This is a genomic window from Pseudonocardia sp. D17, from assembly GCF_036984265.1.
Taxonomy (GTDB): domain Bacteria; phylum Actinomycetota; class Actinomycetes; order Mycobacteriales; family Pseudonocardiaceae; genus Pseudonocardia; species Pseudonocardia benzenivorans.
Window position 1 is genome coordinate 47,123 of sequence record NZ_BPRG01000125.1, and the last position, 14,592, is coordinate 61,714.

Genomic DNA, 14,592 nt, shown 5'->3' on the forward strand with positions numbered 1-14,592 from the left:
GGCATCCTGGTGCCGGGTCGGGCGGGCGGCTTGTCAGTCGGTGACGGCCGTCGCAACATGTGTTCCCCCGACGGGACGACGAAGGAGTGGCGTGGCGACCGAGAACGATTGGGCCGGTGACCGGTACGCCTTCGTCGAGGGCCTCGAAGGGGCGTCGAGCGGGCTGCTGGCGGGGCAGTTCGTCCGCCTGGCCGAACGGCTGCTCGAGGCCTCGACGGTGCACGAGGTCCTCACGCGGGTCGTCGACGCAGGTAGGGCCGTCGTCGCCGGAGCCGATCTCGTCAGCGTGACGATGCGCGACTCCGACGGGCAGTTCCACACCCCGGTCGGGACGGACTCACTGGCCTCGCGGCTCGACGAGCTGCAGTACCGGCTCGACGAGGGTCCCTGCGTCGAGGCCACCCGCACGCCGGGGCTGGGCCTCGTCGCGAGCGCCGACCTGGCGACAGGCGCGGAGTTCCCGGCGTGGGGACCCGCGGCGGCGCGGGCGGGCGTGCGCAGCGTGCTGGCGGTGGGCCTGTTCCCCGGCGGCGAGATCCCGCGGCTCGGCGCCCTGAACCTCTACTCGTTCGCGCCGGACGGGTTCACCGCCGCCGACCCGGACATCGCACTGGTGCTCGCGGCCCACGCGTCGACGGCGCTGGTCGGGACGAAGGCCGTGACGGCCGCCGAGCTGGAGGCGGCGCAGCTGAAGGAGGCCCTGGCCAGCCGGGACGTGATCGGGCAGGCCAAGGGCATCCTGATGGAGCGGCGCGGCATCAGCGCCGCGGAGGCGTTCGACGTGCTGCGGTCGGCGTCGCAGTCGCTCAACGTCAAGCTCGCGCAGCTCGCCGAGACGCTGGCGTCCCGGCGCGCGGAACTGTGACGCGAGGGAACGGGCGGGTCGCCAGCAGGTAGCCGACGGCCACCAGCGCCGACCAGGCCGCCGGCTCGGCGACGACGGCGAGCAGCCCGGCGTCGACGTGCGAGGCGAAGCCGCGTGCGGCCAGGCCGAGCATCCCGGCCGCGGCCAGCACCAGTCCCGCGTACACGGCCGCGGGCGACGCGCCCCGGCGGGCGGCCGCGGCCGAGCGCGTCTCCAGGGACCCGAACGCGCGGACCAGTACGACGAGCACCACCAGCAGCCCCACGATCCACAGCGGTGAACCGGCCAGCCAGACCGGGCCGAACGGGTCGGGCGTGTGCGAGCCGAAGCCCAGCGTCAGCACCCCGACGCCGACGACCAGCGCGCTCATGTGCCACAGGAAGACGGTCATCGTGCGGGGGGCGAGCACGGCCAGCCCGGCGGCGACGGGTCGCGACGACGCGAACCGGACCAGCGCGGGGCGCAGCGCGAGCAGCAGACCCAGCTGGGCGATCGCCAGCGTCACCAGGCACAGCGTGGGCGGACTCATGTTCGAGACGGGCGCCCCGGGCATCCCGATCATGGACGCGGGGTAGGGCCCGAACCCGACGAGGGCGGCCGTCGCGGCCAGGCCGGTGAACCCGACGAGCGCCGCCCCGCGGCGGCCCGGCGTGGCGAATCGGCCGTCGGCGTAGGCGACGCCGACCTGGTGCACGGCGACCCAGACGAGGACCGCGTTGAGGTAGCCGACGAGCGGGACGCCCGCGAACCGCAGGGCGTCGATCGCGGCGGCGCCGACCACGAGCGGGACGAGCACGGCCAGGCCGAACCGGCGGTGCAGCGCGACCGTCAGCGGCGTCAGCGCGACCAGGACCAGCTGGACGACGAGGAACCACAGCAGTTGCGGCACCGTGCTCGCCGCGAGGTGCACCGGCTGCCCCAGCACCCCGAGCGCGAGCAGCAGGACCGGCAGCGGCAGCCACACCACGACCAGTGCCGCGACGGGCAGCACCAGCCGGTGGACCCTGCCGACGAGCCAGCCCGCGGCGTCGCCACCCCGGTCGCGGGTACGCGCCCACGAGATCGCGCCCGCCGCGCCGGAGGCGAAGAAGACCAGCGGCATGACCTGCCCGGCCCACGTCCACACCCAGGCGCCGGGCGCCGCGAGCGCGTTCCCGGCGACGAGCGCGTCGCCGTCACGGGTGATCACCGGCATGAGCCAGTGCTGCACCACGACGAGCGCGATCGCGCCGCTGCGGATCAGGTCGAGCAGCACGTCGCGACCTCGGCCGTGGGCGGCCGCGGCCCGATCGCGGGGCGGCGTGGCGGTGGGCGTCGTCATGCGTCGAGCCTGTCGCCGGGGAGCGGCGAGGACAGCGGGGTCAGCAGGCGTCGTCGGCGCGGGCTTCCCGACTCCCGGGGGTGGGGCTGTCCCCACCCCCGGGACGCTGTGGCACCGTGAGCGGGTGATCCGAAACGTGGTGGTCGGCAAGGTCAAGGACGGCGTCACGGTCGAGCAGATCGAGGAGGCCCTCGCGGCCATCCGCGCGCTCTCGATCGACGGGGTCGAGATGGATGTGCGCACGGGTGTCGACCTCGGGCTGCGCGACGGCAACGCGAACTTCGCGATCACCGTCGACCTGCCCGACGAGGACGCCTACCGGCGCTACGACGCCGACGAGGAGCACAACCGGGTCCGCCGCGAGCTGTTCGCGCCGATCAGCGCGTCGATCGACCGGATCCAGTTCACGCTCTGACCGTTCCCTGCACCGGACGCCCGCCCGGCGGTTCCGCGGTTCCGGCCGGGTGTGGCCCGGGGCACGATGACGGTCATGGAGGTCGAGGGCGTGCGCCTGGAGGGGGTGCGCAAGCGGTACGGCAGGCGGTCGTCGGAGGTCCTCGTAGGGATCGACCTGCACCTGCGGCCGGGCCGTCCCGTCGTGCTGCGCGGGGGCAACGGCTCGGGCAAGTCGACGCTGCTGCGCATCGCCGCGGGGGCGTCGTCGCCGACGGCCGGACGTGTCGTCGGGCGGCCGCGGACCGTCGGCTACGTGCCCGATCGGTTCCCCGCCCAGCAGCGCATGCCCGTCGGGGTGTACCTGCGCCACCTCGCCGCGATCCACGGCGCCGGGCCCGACGCCGTCCGTGAGGCCACCGAGCTGCTCGCCGTCCTCGGCTTCACCGCGGGCGCGGCCACGCCGATGCTGCAGCTGTCGAAGGGCAACGCGCAGAAGGTCGGCCTGGCGCAGGCGCTGACCTGCGGGGCGGGGCTCGTCGTGCTCGACGAGCCCTGGTCCGGTCTCGACGCCGACGCGTCGCCGGTCCTCGCCGCCCGGCTCGACGCGATGTCCGCGGCAGGCATCGTCGTGCTGGTCGCCGACCACACCGCGCACGGACCGCGGCTGGCGGGCGCCCAGGTGTACCGGGTCGAGGCGGGGACGCTGCGCCCGGAGGAGCCCGCGCCCGTGGCCGACGAGATCACCGTCATCGAACTCGCGGGCGACGGTGATCCGCGCGCCGCCGTCCGGACGCTGCCGCCGGGCGCGGAGACGCGCGTCGTGCCGGGCCCCGGACCGGCGTCCTGGCGGCTGCGCCTGCGGGTCCCCGCGAGCGAGGGCGACGCCGTGCTGGCCGCCGCGATCGCGCGCGGGGCGACGGTGCTGGCCGTGCGCCGCGAGCCCGTCGACCGGCCGGTGGCCGCGGGGCGCCACGCGCAGGAGGCGCACCGGTGAGCGCCGTCGCCGTCTCCCGGTTCCTGCTGTCGGACCTCTACCGGTCGCAGCGGGCGATCGTCCCGGTCGTCGGCCAGGCCGTGCTCCTCGCCGTGCTCTTCGGCGGCGACCCCGGGCCGTTGCCCGCGCCCTGGGCCGCGTCGGCGCTCGCGCTGTACCCGATCGCGGCCTGGCTGGGGATCGTCGTCGCGAACACCGAGGACCCGGTCCAGCGGCACGTCACCGTGGTCTCCGCGGGCGGGGTGCGGCGCGTCGTCGGCGGGGTGCTGCTGCTGGCGGTCGCGGGCGACGTCGTCCTCTCCGCGCTGTCGGTGGTGTGGCCGATGGTGACGACGCACTATCCGCATCCGCTGTCCGTCCTGGCGCTGGGGTTCGGCGCCCACCTGGCGTGCGCGCTCACCGGGACGGCCGTCGGGCTGCTGTGCGCGCGGCCGCTGATCGGCAAGGTGGGCTGGTCGTTGCTGGCAGCGGGCACGGTCGTCGTCGTGACCGGGACGCAGTCGCGGGTGCCGCCGGTCGGCACGGTGGTGCGGGCGATCACCCAGGGCGGGCTCCCCGGCTCGGGCACGGTCGTCGTCACCGGGGTGGCGCTCGGCGCGCTGCTGGCCGTCGGGGCCGCCGCGGTGTCGGCGCGGGTCGGGGCGCGCACCGACTGACCCGGATCAGAGCTCGTACGGGTCGTCCGGCGGGGCGACGACGGTGAGCTCGGCGACCTCGAGATCGGGCGACCAGCGGTTGTCCTTCGCCGCCTGCGCCACGACCGTGCCGCGCACCCGCACCCAGGTGTCGACGGGCAGCGCCGCGGCGCCCTGCAGCCCCGGGCCGCGCAACCGCACCGTGTGCGGTCGGGCGTCGGCGGCGCAGCAGGAGATCGTGAGCCGGGCGACGACGACGTCACCGTCGCGGTGGGCGAGGAACCCCGTCACGGTGAGGTCGCGGCCGTCGCCGAGCGTGCCGTCGATCGAGCGGGCGACGGCCTCGCCGATCCCCAGCTCGGCCGGTCCCGGTGGCAACGCGGGCGCGGCGAGGTCCGCGGGGGCCGTCGTCGGCTGCCGGGCGACCGCGTCGGCGCCGAGGGCGGGCGGCGCGACGAGCGCGACGACCAGGACGGGCAGCACGAGCAGCCACGGCGACGGGCCGGTCCGGTGGTCGTGGCCGTCGGCGCCGGGGACGGTACGGCCGCGGACGTCGCGGACCGTCGCCACCACCGCGAGCCCGATCATCACGACGCCGGCGCCGATCAGCCACCAGCGCTGCGCGGGGCGGACGTAGCGCAGGAACGTCTCGTCGGCCGCGATCCGCACGAGCGCCCCGCCCAGCAGGAACAGCACGGCGTGCTGGGTCTCCCGACGCATCACCGCACCCCGAGCGTGAGCACTCCGGCGGCGACCCCGCACAGCACCGCGACGACGAACGTCGCCGGCGCGAACCGGGCCGCGAACCCCCGGCCGAACGTCCCGGCCTGCAGCGCGACGAGCTTGACGTCGACCGCCGGCCCGACGACCAGGAACACCAGCCGCGGCACCAGCGGCAGCGCCGAGAGCGACGCGGCGACGAACGCGTCGGCCTCGCTGCACAGCGCCAGCACGACCGCGAGCACGGCCATGACGAGCACCGCGAGCAGCCACCGGTCGGCCAGCCCGACCGTCCACGACGTCGGGACCAGCACCGACAGGACCGCCGCGACCAGCGCCCCGACGACGAGCAGCCCGCCGGCCGACACGAGGTCGTGCCGCGCCGACTCGGCGAACACCGCCCACCGGCCGCCGCCCGCGTGGGCAGGGCTCCGTACCCGTGCCGCGATCCACTCCGCCCTGCCGGCCCGTTGCCACAGCCAGCCCATGACGCACGCCGTCGCGAGCGACCCCGCCGCCCGGGCGAGGACCATGCCCGGTTCGCCGGGGAACGCGACCGCCGTCGCGACCAGGACGACGGGGTTCACCGCGGGCGCGGCCAGCAGGAACGCGAGCGCCGCGGCCTCGGGCACACCCTGCCCGATCAGCCTGCGCGCCACCGGGACCGATGCACACTCGCAGCCCGGCAGGGCCAGCCCGGCGAGGCCGGCGACCGGGACGGCCGCGCCCGGGCGCCGGGGCAGCACGCGGCGCAGCGCGGCGGGCGACACGAACGCGGCGATCGCCCCCGACACCAGCACACCGAGCACGAGGAACGGCAGCGCCTGCACACAGATCGCGACGAACACCGTCGCGACCGTCCGCACGACGGGCGCCGTGAGGGCCTCGGTGATCGTCGACCGGAGGACGAGGGCGACCACCAGCAGGCCCGCGAACACGTGGAGGGAGTTGAGGCGAGCCGGGCGCTCGGTCGTCGTCACGAGCGGGGATGGTGCCGCACCCGCGGCAGGGCCCGGCGCATTTCCGCCCGACCGGTTGCAGTCGTGCCCTGTTCAGGTACGGACGACGAGGTCGGCGTGCTCCGCGGTCCGCTCCGCGGCGTGCCAGGCGTCCTCCTGCGCCGCCCAGCGGGCACGGAACGGTGCGTACCCGGGCCAGTCGGCGCGGGCCCGCAGTCGCTGCTCGCGCACGTCGGGGGCCGCGTCGACCCAGACCGCCGTGTCCGTGAACGGGCGCAGCGCCGCGGCGCCGGCACCGCACCCCTCGAGCAGCACCACCGGTGCGGGCGCGAGCTCGCGTGGGCCGGCGCGCGCGCCGCGCGTCCAGTCCCACGGCCACCAGCGCGCGGGACGGCCCTGCGCCAGCGGGCGCGCGATCCAGTCGACGGCCAGCGGCACCGCGGCCGCCAGCCCGTCCCACCCGGGGTAGAGCTCCTCGAGGCTCAGCACGGGTGCGACGAGCGTGAGCCCGACGGCGTCGGCCAACCGGGACTTGCCGGAGCCCGAGAACCCGTCGACGGTGACCAGCCGCACCCCGGCCCGGACGCGCGGGGCGCGTCGGCGCACCGTGTCGACGACCAGTGCCACCTGCTCGTCCAGCCCCGCCCCGGCCACGCCGCCCATCCTCCCCCGGGGCAGGGCCCGGGAACCGGCCGGGAGGGAGCAGGCTTGAACCGATCGGACCGGCTGTTCGTCTGTGGGGAGGTGACCGCGTTGCGCCGCCCGCCCGACCCGGCGGAGGAGTACCTCCGGGCGCTCTACGAGCAGCTCGGTGGGCCGCTGCACGGCTACGCGCTCAAGCTCACCGGCGACCCCGGCCGTGCCGAGGAGATCGCGCAGGAGACGCTCGTGCGCGCCTGGCGGCGCGCCGATCTCCTCGACACCGAGCCTGCGGCGCTGCGGGCGTGGCTGTTCACCGTCGCGCGCAACCTCGTCACCGACCAGTGGCGGGCTGCCAGGGCCCGCCCGCGCACCGTCGCCGACGACGCGTACCTCGAGGCGGTCGCGGCTCCGGGTGACGACGCGCTCGACCAGGCGGTCCAGCGCTGGACCGTCGCCGCGGCCCTCGACCGGCTGACCCCCGAGCACCGCGCGGTCCTCGTCGAGACGTACTACGAGGGACGGTCGGTCGCCGAGGCGGCCGCGAGGTTGGGCATCCCGCAGGGAACGGTCAAGTCGCGCACCTACTACGCGCTGCGGGCGCTGCGGCTGGCGCTGGAGGAGTTGGGGGCGGCTCAATGACCGACGACGACCCGTTCCGCATCGAGCTGGGGTCCTACCTGCTCGGAAGCCTGTCGCCCGCCGAGCACGCGGCCGTCGACCGGCACCTGCTGACCTGCGCGGAGTGCCGCGCCGAGATCGCCTCGCTCGCGCCGCTGCCCGGTCTGCTCGGCCGGCTGACCGTGGAGGAGGCCCACGAGGGCCTCGTCGCCCCGCCCGAGGACCTGTTGCGCCGCACGCTCGACGGCGTCCGCACCGAGCGTCGGGCGGAACGCCGCCACGTGCGGCGCTGGCAGGTCCTGACCGCGGCCGCGGCGGTCGCCGCGGTGGTCGGCGTGGGTGTCGCGACGGTGCCGTCGATGGTCGGCGGACCCGAGAACGTGGCGATGGCGGCGGCCGCCGGCATCGGGGCCAGCGGCACGGGCGCGCTCTCGGCGCGCACCTGGGGGACCAGCCTGCACCTGGAGCTCGCGGGGCTCCCCGCAGCGGCGGCGTACCAGGCGTACGCGATGTCCCGCGACGGGCGCACCGAGGTCGCGGCGACCTGGGGCGCCACCCCGAGCGGTCGCGCCGTCGTCGACGGCGCGACGGCGATCCAGCGGGCGGACCTGGCCGAGGTCGAGATCCGCACGGTCGACGGCCGGGCGCTGCTGACGATGCCCTGCTGAGGTCGTCGGCGGCCGGATGGTGGCGGCGGCGGGGGCGCCGCCACCATCTCGGCTCCGTCCGGGCCCGGTGCTCGGCCCGGTGCTCGGCTCAGTGCTCGTGCACGATGACGCCGCGGACCAGCTCGCCGGCCAGCAGGTGCTCGTAGCCCTCGTTGATCTGGTCGAGGGTGTAGGTGCGGGTGATCAGCTCGTCGAGCTTGAGGGAACCGTCGCGGTAGAGCTCGAGCAGCCGGGGGATGTCGGTCGTCGGGTTGCAGTCGCCGAAGAGGCTGCCGCGGATCGTCTTGCGCCACAGCACGGCCTCGGTGCCCGACAGCGTGATCGTGCGGTCGGCGAACGGCGCCAGGGCGGTGATGACGACCGTCCCGTCCTTGCTGATCGCCTCGAACGCCGCGTCCACGACGTCGGACGTGACGTTGCCGACGGTGATGATCGCCGAGGTCGCCCCGACGCCGCGGGAGAGGTCCTTGGCGAGCTCCTTGGCCTCCTCCGCGGTCGCGACGGCGTGCGTGGCCCCGAGGCTCATCGCGGTGTCGCGCTTGAGCTGCACCGGGTCGACGGCGATGATGTGCCGCCCGCCCGCGAGCCGCGCGCCCTGCACCGCGTTGATGCCGATGCCGCCGATGCCGTAGATGACGACGGTGTCGCCCGGCCGCACGTTCGCGGAGTTGACCGCGGAGCCCCAGCCGGTCGGCACACCGCACCCGACGAGCGCCGCGACCTGCAGCGGGAACTCGGGCGCGATCTTCACCGCGGAGCTCTCGTGGATGACGCCGTGGGTCGAGAAGGCGCCGATCATGCACATCGCGCCGTAGCGCCCGGCCTTGCCCGACAGCGGCCAGTTGCCGCTGGGCAGGTGGCCGCGCATCGTCGCCGCGCCCATGTCGCACAGGTTCTGCCGGCCGATGGCGCACCAGTGGCACGTGCCGCAGGTCGGGAGGAAGGAGGCGACGAAGTGGTCGCCGGGAGCGACCCGGGTGACGCCCGGCCCGACCTCTTCGACGATGCCCGCGCCCTCGTGCCCGAGCACGATCGGCAGCCATGCGCCGAGATCACCCTGCAGCACGTGCAGGTCGGAATGGCACAGGCCCGTGTGCGTCCAGCGGACGCGAACCTCGTGCTCGCCCGGGTCGGCCAGATCGAGCTCCTCGATCTGCAGGGGCTTGCCCACCTCGTGCAGCACGGCAGCTGTGGTCTTCACCGTTGGTGACCTCCGTCGTTCGCCTGCCCCGATCCTGCCTCGCGGCACCGGAGTTGTCCGCCCCGTTCGGGGCCGATCCGCGTCACGTGGTCGTCGTCACCCCGTCGTGGGGGTGGGAGACGTAGAGTCGGGCCGCCCCGAGCAGCGCCCCCCGAGCCGCGCCCCCCGAGCCGCACAGGAGCCCGCCGTGACCGCATCGCGCGACGTCCGTGCTGCGACCACCGTGGCCGTCGTGCTGGTGCTGGCGGCCGCGGTCGCAGGCGTCCTGCTGCTGCGCGACGGCGGCCCGACGGTGGCCGTCGCCGGCGAGGCGAGCGCGGCCGGGGCCGGCGCCGGTCCGGTGTCGACGGGACCGGCGGCGATCGCGGGCGGGGTGGTCGCGACGGCCTCCTGCACGTCCGCGCCCAGCCGCGCCGCCGACGGCACGCCGACGTCGTTCGACGCGGGGAACGCCGTCGACGGGCGGATGGACACCGCGTGGCGCTGCGACGGCGACGGGGTCGGCGACCGGCTGGTGCTGCGGCTGCCACGGTCCGGCCGGGTCTCGCAGCTCACGATCGTGCCCGGCTACGCGAAGACCGACCAGGCGGACGGCTCGGACCGCTACGCCCAGAACCGGCGGATCAGCGGCCTGACCGTCGACACCGGCGACGGACCGCCCACCGCGGTCTCGCTCGACCCCTCGCCGACCCGCCGCGCCGCCCAGACCGTCCGGTTCCCGGCGGCCGAGACCGACACCGTGACCCTGACGATCACGTCGTCGGTGCCGGGCGCGCCGGTCGGGACCCGGCCGGCGTCGGACCGCGTCGCGATCTCCGAGGTCACGTTCCCGGAGCTGCGCTGACGGGTCAGACGTGGGCGGCCTCGTCGTCGGCCTCGTGGATCGGGGTGAGGTCGATCCCGGCGGTCTCGGGCAGCGCGGCGAGCGCGGCGATCGTCGCGATCGCGAGCAGCGCCATCGCCCCGGCGATCAGCCACGGCACGCCGCCCGCGGCCGCGAGCAGCCCGACGGCGATGACCGGTGCGGGCCCGGCGAGCACCGCACCGGGGATCTCGCGGCCCAGGCCGAAGCCGCTGAACCGGTACGCGGCCGGGAACAGCTCGGCGTAGTAGGCGGCCTGCGAGCCGAACATCGCGAGGATGCTGCCGAACGCCAGCGCGAACCCGATCATGATCAACACGGTGTTGCCGGTGTCGATCAGCCAGAAGAACGGGAACGCGGTCAGCGCGCAGAGCACCGCGACGACGAGGTAGACCGGCTTGCGCCCGACACGGTCGGAGAGCTTGCCCACCAGCGGGATCGCCACGGCACCGACGGCGCAGCCGAGCAGCAGGGCGATCAGCGTCGTGCTCTTGGCCACGTCGCGGTCGGCGAGGTAGCCCAGCGCGAAGGTCTGGATCACGTAGATGTTGAACGCCAGGACGGTGTTGGCGACCATCACCAGCAGCAGCCGGCCGCCCATCGCGCGGATCAGCGTCAGTGCGGGGACCTTGGTGCGGGCGCGGGCGCTCTTGAGGTCGGCGAACACCGGCGACTCGGGCACCCGCAGCCGCAGGAACAGTCCGGTGCCGACGACGAGGATGCTGAGCAGGAACGGGATCCGCCAGCCCCACGTCATGAGCTGGTCCTTGGGCAGGGTCGCCACGGCGGCGCTGACGGCGGCCGCGAGCCCGATGCCGAGGAACACGCCGCAGGCCGGCAGCGAGGCGTAGTAGCCGCGCCGCTTGGGCGGCGCGAACTCCGCGACCATCGTCACCGCGCCGACGTACTCGGCGCCGACGCCCGCGCCCTGCAGCAGCCGGCAGACGACCAGCAGGATCGGCGCGGCGAGACCGATCGAGGCGTAGGTGGGCAGGCAGCCGATGATGACGGTCGAGATGCCCATCAGCAGCAGCGTCCCGACGAGCGAGACGCGGCGGCCGTACCGGTCGCCGAGGTGGCCGAAGATCGCCGCCCCGAGCGGGCGGGCGAAGTAGCCGACGCCGAACGTCGCGAACGCGGCGACGCGGCCCGCGGTGCTGGAGAACTCGGGGAAGAACAGCGTCCCGAACACCAGCGCCGCGGCCTGCCCGTAGATCGCGATGTCGTACCACTCGATCAGGCTGCCGATGACGGTGGCGGGGATGAGCCGGCTGCGCGACTCGGCCCACACCTCTTCCCGGGTGGCGGTCGTCGCTGGTGTGGTCATGTGCTCCTCCTCGAGCAGGCCCTGTCCGCGTCGGCCTCCACGCCGGTGCGGACGGTGTTGCGCAGCGGACGCCCCGACGCCAGCCGCTCGACGTTGTCGGCGATCACCGCGTAGCGGCGTCGCGCGAGGGAGCGGGTCCAGGCCGACGAGTGCGGGGTGCACCAGGCGTGGGGGAGCTCCCAGAACGGGTGCGCGGCCGGCGCGGGCGTCGGGTCGGCCGGGCTGGGGTAGCGGTACCAGACGTCCAGGATGGCGCCGCCGATGCTGTTGTGGCGCAACGCGTGCCACAGGGCGTCCTCGTCGATGATCTCGGCGCGCGAGACGTTGACGAGGACGGCGTCCGAGGGCATGCGGTCCAGCAGCGCGGCGTCGACCATGCCGCGGGTGTCGTCGGTCAGCGGGCACGCGACGACGAAGCGGTCCGCGCCGGCGGCCACGTCGGGAAGCCGCGAGGTCGGCAGCACCTGGGCGTGGTCGTGGCCCGCGGCGTGGTCGTCGACCGCGACGACCCGCATGCCGAAGGCCGCCGCCCTGGCCGCGATCGCGCGGCCGATGCGGCCGTAGCCGGCGATGCCCAGTGAGCGACCGTGCAGCTCGCCGTGCTCGGCGCGGCGCCGGTAGGTCCGCGCCCAGGTGTCGGGCCCGAACGCCGCCTGCATGTCCGCGGCCCGGATCTCCCACTCCAGCAGCCGGGCCAGCACGAACTCGGCGATCGGGATCTCGTGCTCGTACACGTTGGCGACGGTGGTGCGCGGGTCGAGGGCGTCGAGGTCGATGCCGTCGAGCCCGGCGCCGGGGACGTGCAGCAGCCGGAACGGGGGCAGGGGCGCCCCGTTCCGGCGCAGCCTGAGGGACACGACGACGTCGTCGACGTCGATCGCGTCGTCGTGGGCGTCCGTCGTGGCGGCCTCGGCGGGCAGCGCGACGACCTCGACCGCGGGGTCGAGGTGCGGGCGCAGGTCCGCCTCGTGCTCGGCCGCCTCGCCGACCAGCAGGACCCTCATCGCCGTCGCCTCGGCCGCTCGCCCGCGGCGGCGGCGTCGATGATCTCGGCGACGACGTCGCCGGTGACCGGGACGGGGTTGCCTGCGCGGTTCTGGTCGTGCGTGTCGGGGTGCAGGAACGCGTCGTCGGAGTGGTCGTCGGCCGACACGGAGATCTCGATCGCGCGGGCCCGGTCGCTCGCGTCGAGCCCGACGTCGGCGAGCGTGACCGGGAGCCCGGCGTCGTGCACGAGGTCCCAGACGAACCCGGCGAGGTCGTCGGTACCGACGGCCTCGGCGACCCGCGCGAGCGGGGCCGGTGCGCGCTCGACGAGCACCGCGGTGACGTAGGGCAGCACGACGGCGTGCGCGATGCCGTGCTCGACCCCGAAGCTGCCGCCCAGCATGTGCGCGACGGCGTGCTGCAACGCGAACCCGCCGGTCAGCGCGGCCCCGCCGAGGTAGGCGCCGTAGAGCATCTCGTTGCGCGCCCACAGGCTCGACGGGTCGGCGAGCAGCCGCGGCAACGTCGCGGTGATGACGCGTGCGCCCTCGATCGCGGCCGGCAGGATCAGCGGGCTCACGCTGGACAGCGGGACGACGTCGATGCAGTGCGCCAGCGCGTTCAGCGCGCTGGCGGCGCTCACCGCGGCCGGCAGGCCCAGCGACAGCTCGGCGTCGTAGACGACCGTCGACGCGCGCATCGCCTGGCTCTCGTGCATGCGCTTGACGCCGTCGATCGTCATGCCGCAGTAGCCGGTCATCTCCGAGCCGGAGTACGTCGTCGGCACGGCGATGATCGGGAGCCCGGACTCGTAGGCGATGCCCTTGCACAGCCCGGTCGCGGCGCCGCCGCCGACGGCGACGAGGCAGTCGGCGTCCATGCTCTCGGCCTTGTCCCGGCCGCGGCGGGCGAGCTCGATCGGGACCTGGCTGACGGCCTCGGGCAGCAGCCCGGCGCAGGCGTCGCCGATCTCGCCCGCCAGCCGGTCGCCCAGCTCGGTGCGCCCCGGTGTCGTGACGACGAGCGCGCGCGACGCGCCGAGCCGGGCCACCTCGTCGCGCAGTCCGGCCACGCTGCCCGGGCCGAACACGACGCGCTTGGGCGTCTGGTTGTGCAGGCCGCCGGGGTGGGCGAAGGAGCGGGGCGCGGGCCTCACCAGTCCACCACCGTTCCGTCGGCGAGCACGGCGGAGCTGCTGTGGGGCACCTCGGGACGGTAGGGGTGCTTCGCCGCCTCCCGTTCGTCGACCTCGATGCCGAAGCCGGGGGCCGTCGGCACCTGCCAGTGGCTCCCCACCCGGCGCATGGGTGTCGAGACCACGTCGTCGTACCAGCTCACCGCGCCACTCATCTCCTCCTGGATCACGAAGTTGGGGGTCGCCACGTCGAAGTGCAGCGCTGCCGCGCCCGCGACGGGACCGTTGGGGTTGTGCGGCGCGACGCCGACGCCCTCGACGTCGCACAGTGCGGCGATGCGCGTGCCCTCGAGCAGGCCGCCGGTGTGGTTGAGGTCGGGCTGGGCGACGTGCACGGCCTTCGCGGCGAGCACCGGCAGGAACTCCCGCAGCCCGACGAGCCGCTCGCCCGTCGCGATCGGTGACGGCGACCGCGCCGCGACGGCCCGCAGCGCCTCGGTGTCACCGGGCTGCACGGGCTCCTCGCAGAACAGCGGGTCGTAGGGCGCGAGGACCTCGATGTACTGCAGGGCGGCGGCGACCGACGCCGTCCGGCCGTGGAAGTCGATCATCACGTCGACGTCGGGGCCGACGGTGTCGCGCAGCGTCGACATCATCGCGTCGACGTGGCGGCGCTCGGCCGCGACGGTCAGGTGGTGGCCGTAGGGGACGATGACGACCTTGAGCGCGTCGTAGCCCGCCTCGACGACCTTCGAGGCCTTCTCCCGGATCACCCCGATGTCGACGGTGTCGTAGACCGACGTCATGTCGCCGAGGCCGAGGTGGGTGTAGACGCGGACGGCGTCGCGGGTGCGGCCGCCGAGCAGCCGCCAGACGGGCAGCCCGGCCGACTTCCCGAAGACGTCCCACAGCGCGTGCTCGATGCCGCTGATCGCCGTCGCGCCGATGACACCGAGCCGGTAGTAGCTGTGCTTGGTCATGACGCGCACGCACTGGGCGACGTCGCGCGGGTCGCGGCCGAGGATCATCGGCGTCAGGTCCTCGATCGCGCCGACGACCGACCGGGTCTTCCAGTTCAGGCTCGCCTCGCCCCAGCCGTACAGGCCGTCGACGTTCGTGCGGACCTTCACCAGGATCCAGTTGCGCATCTCCGCGTTGACCACGAGCGTCTCGACGCCGGTGATCGTGATGGCACCCGGGTCCTCGGGCTGCATTCCTGAACTCCTTTGCACCGTCCGTCTGGGTTGCGACGACGGTAGGTG

Annotated in this window: 16 protein-coding genes; 7 read left to right on the plus strand and 9 right to left on the minus strand. The window is 75.0% G+C overall.

The annotated features are described in order from the left end of the window. Positions 1-91 precede the first annotated feature (91 nt). The gene (locus PSD17_RS20200) at positions 92-865 is read left to right on the plus strand and encodes a GAF and ANTAR domain-containing protein (protein ID WP_013672855.1); all 774 of its coding nucleotides are present in this window, start codon (positions 92-94) and stop codon (positions 863-865) included. Here PSD17_RS20200 and PSD17_RS20205 read toward each other — a convergent pair. Next, complete coding sequence (locus tag PSD17_RS20205; protein ID WP_339124138.1) at positions 813-2,186, minus strand: acyltransferase family protein; 1,374 nt, start codon at positions 2,184-2,186, stop codon at positions 813-815. The two genes, PSD17_RS20200 and PSD17_RS20205, sit on opposite strands and share 53 nt — an antisense overlap. A 124-nt stretch (positions 2,187-2,310) precedes the next feature. On the opposite strand from PSD17_RS20205, the gene PSD17_RS20210 reads away from it, so the two are divergent. The 3 genes from PSD17_RS20210 (at position 2,311) to PSD17_RS20220 (ending at position 4,232) form a co-directional block, all read left to right on the plus strand. Next, a complete protein-coding gene (locus PSD17_RS20210) occupies positions 2,311-2,601 on the plus strand; it encodes a Dabb family protein (protein WP_013672857.1) in 291 nt (96 codons plus the stop codon). A gap of 75 nt (positions 2,602-2,676) precedes the next feature. Further along, positions 2,677-3,576, plus strand: coding sequence for an ABC transporter ATP-binding protein (locus tag PSD17_RS20215; protein ID WP_339124139.1), 900 nt, complete (start codon positions 2,677-2,679; stop codon positions 3,574-3,576). Next, positions 3,573-4,232: a hypothetical protein gene (locus tag PSD17_RS20220; RefSeq protein ID WP_013672859.1), complete on the plus strand. Its 660-nt coding sequence runs from the start codon at positions 3,573-3,575 to the stop codon at positions 4,230-4,232. Before PSD17_RS20215 ends, PSD17_RS20220 begins: the two co-directional genes overlap by 4 nt. A 6-nt stretch (positions 4,233-4,238) precedes the next feature. On the opposite strand, the gene PSD17_RS20225 is transcribed toward PSD17_RS20220, so the two are convergent. The 3 genes from PSD17_RS20225 to PSD17_RS20235 all read right to left on the minus strand — a co-directional run bounded on the left by PSD17_RS20225 (position 4,239) and on the right by PSD17_RS20235 (position 6,544). Next, complete coding sequence (locus PSD17_RS20225; protein ID WP_013672860.1) at positions 4,239-4,931, minus strand: TIGR03943 family putative permease subunit; 693 nt, start codon at positions 4,929-4,931, stop codon at positions 4,239-4,241. Next, positions 4,931-5,911, minus strand: coding sequence for a permease (locus PSD17_RS20230; protein ID WP_339124140.1), 981 nt, complete (start codon positions 5,909-5,911; stop codon positions 4,931-4,933). The genes PSD17_RS20225 and PSD17_RS20230 overlap by 1 nt, the downstream gene beginning before the upstream one ends. Positions 5,912-5,983: 72 nt before the next feature. Further along, a complete protein-coding gene (locus PSD17_RS20235; protein WP_103380744.1) occupies positions 5,984-6,544 on the minus strand; it encodes a uridine kinase family protein in 561 nt (186 codons plus the stop codon). Positions 6,545-6,598: 54 nt separating this feature from the next. Between PSD17_RS20235 and PSD17_RS20240 the strand changes: the two genes are divergently transcribed. Together PSD17_RS20240 and PSD17_RS20245 are read left to right on the plus strand one after the other, a co-directional pair. After that, positions 6,599-7,171 carry a sigma-70 family RNA polymerase sigma factor gene (locus tag PSD17_RS20240; protein ID WP_445261028.1) on the plus strand — a complete coding sequence of 191 codons (573 nt, stop codon included), beginning with the start codon at positions 6,599-6,601 and terminating at the stop codon, positions 7,169-7,171. Continuing rightward, the gene (locus tag PSD17_RS20245; protein ID WP_339124141.1) at positions 7,168-7,818 is read left to right on the plus strand and encodes an anti-sigma factor family protein; all 651 of its coding nucleotides are present in this window, start codon (positions 7,168-7,170) and stop codon (positions 7,816-7,818) included. The genes PSD17_RS20240 and PSD17_RS20245 overlap by 4 nt, the downstream gene beginning before the upstream one ends. An 88-nt stretch (positions 7,819-7,906) precedes the next feature. Here the strand turns inward: PSD17_RS20245 and PSD17_RS20250 are convergent, their stop codons facing one another. Next, the gene (locus tag PSD17_RS20250) at positions 7,907-9,019 is read right to left on the minus strand and encodes a Zn-dependent alcohol dehydrogenase (RefSeq protein WP_013672865.1); all 1,113 of its coding nucleotides are present in this window, start codon (positions 9,017-9,019) and stop codon (positions 7,907-7,909) included. 187 nt (positions 9,020-9,206) lie between these two features. Here PSD17_RS20250 and PSD17_RS20255 point away from each other — a divergent pair, with 187 nt between their 5' ends. Then, on the plus strand, positions 9,207-9,863 hold the full coding sequence (locus tag PSD17_RS20255) for an NADase-type glycan-binding domain-containing protein (protein ID WP_339124142.1): 657 nt from the start codon (positions 9,207-9,209) through the stop codon (positions 9,861-9,863). A gap of 4 nt (positions 9,864-9,867) precedes the next feature. Here PSD17_RS20255 and PSD17_RS20260 read toward each other — a convergent pair whose 3' ends face one another. From PSD17_RS20260 to PSD17_RS20275, 4 genes are read right to left on the minus strand one after another with little or no spacing between them, the layout of a single operon-like run. Continuing rightward, on the minus strand, positions 9,868-11,208 hold the full coding sequence (locus PSD17_RS20260; protein WP_013672867.1) for an MFS transporter: 1,341 nt from the start codon (positions 11,206-11,208) through the stop codon (positions 9,868-9,870). Continuing rightward, a complete protein-coding gene (locus PSD17_RS20265) occupies positions 11,205-12,212 on the minus strand; it encodes an NAD(P)-dependent oxidoreductase (protein WP_103380746.1) in 1,008 nt (335 codons plus the stop codon). Before PSD17_RS20265 ends, PSD17_RS20260 begins: the two co-directional genes overlap by 4 nt. Then, entirely contained in the window at positions 12,209-13,351 is a 1,143-nt protein-coding gene (locus tag PSD17_RS20270; protein ID WP_158703285.1) for a maleylacetate reductase, read from the minus strand. Before PSD17_RS20270 ends, PSD17_RS20265 begins: the two co-directional genes overlap by 4 nt. Next, complete coding sequence (locus PSD17_RS20275; RefSeq protein WP_013672870.1) at positions 13,348-14,544, minus strand: enolase C-terminal domain-like protein; 1,197 nt, start codon at positions 14,542-14,544, stop codon at positions 13,348-13,350. Before PSD17_RS20275 ends, PSD17_RS20270 begins: the two co-directional genes overlap by 4 nt. Positions 14,545-14,592: the final 48 nt, after the last annotated feature.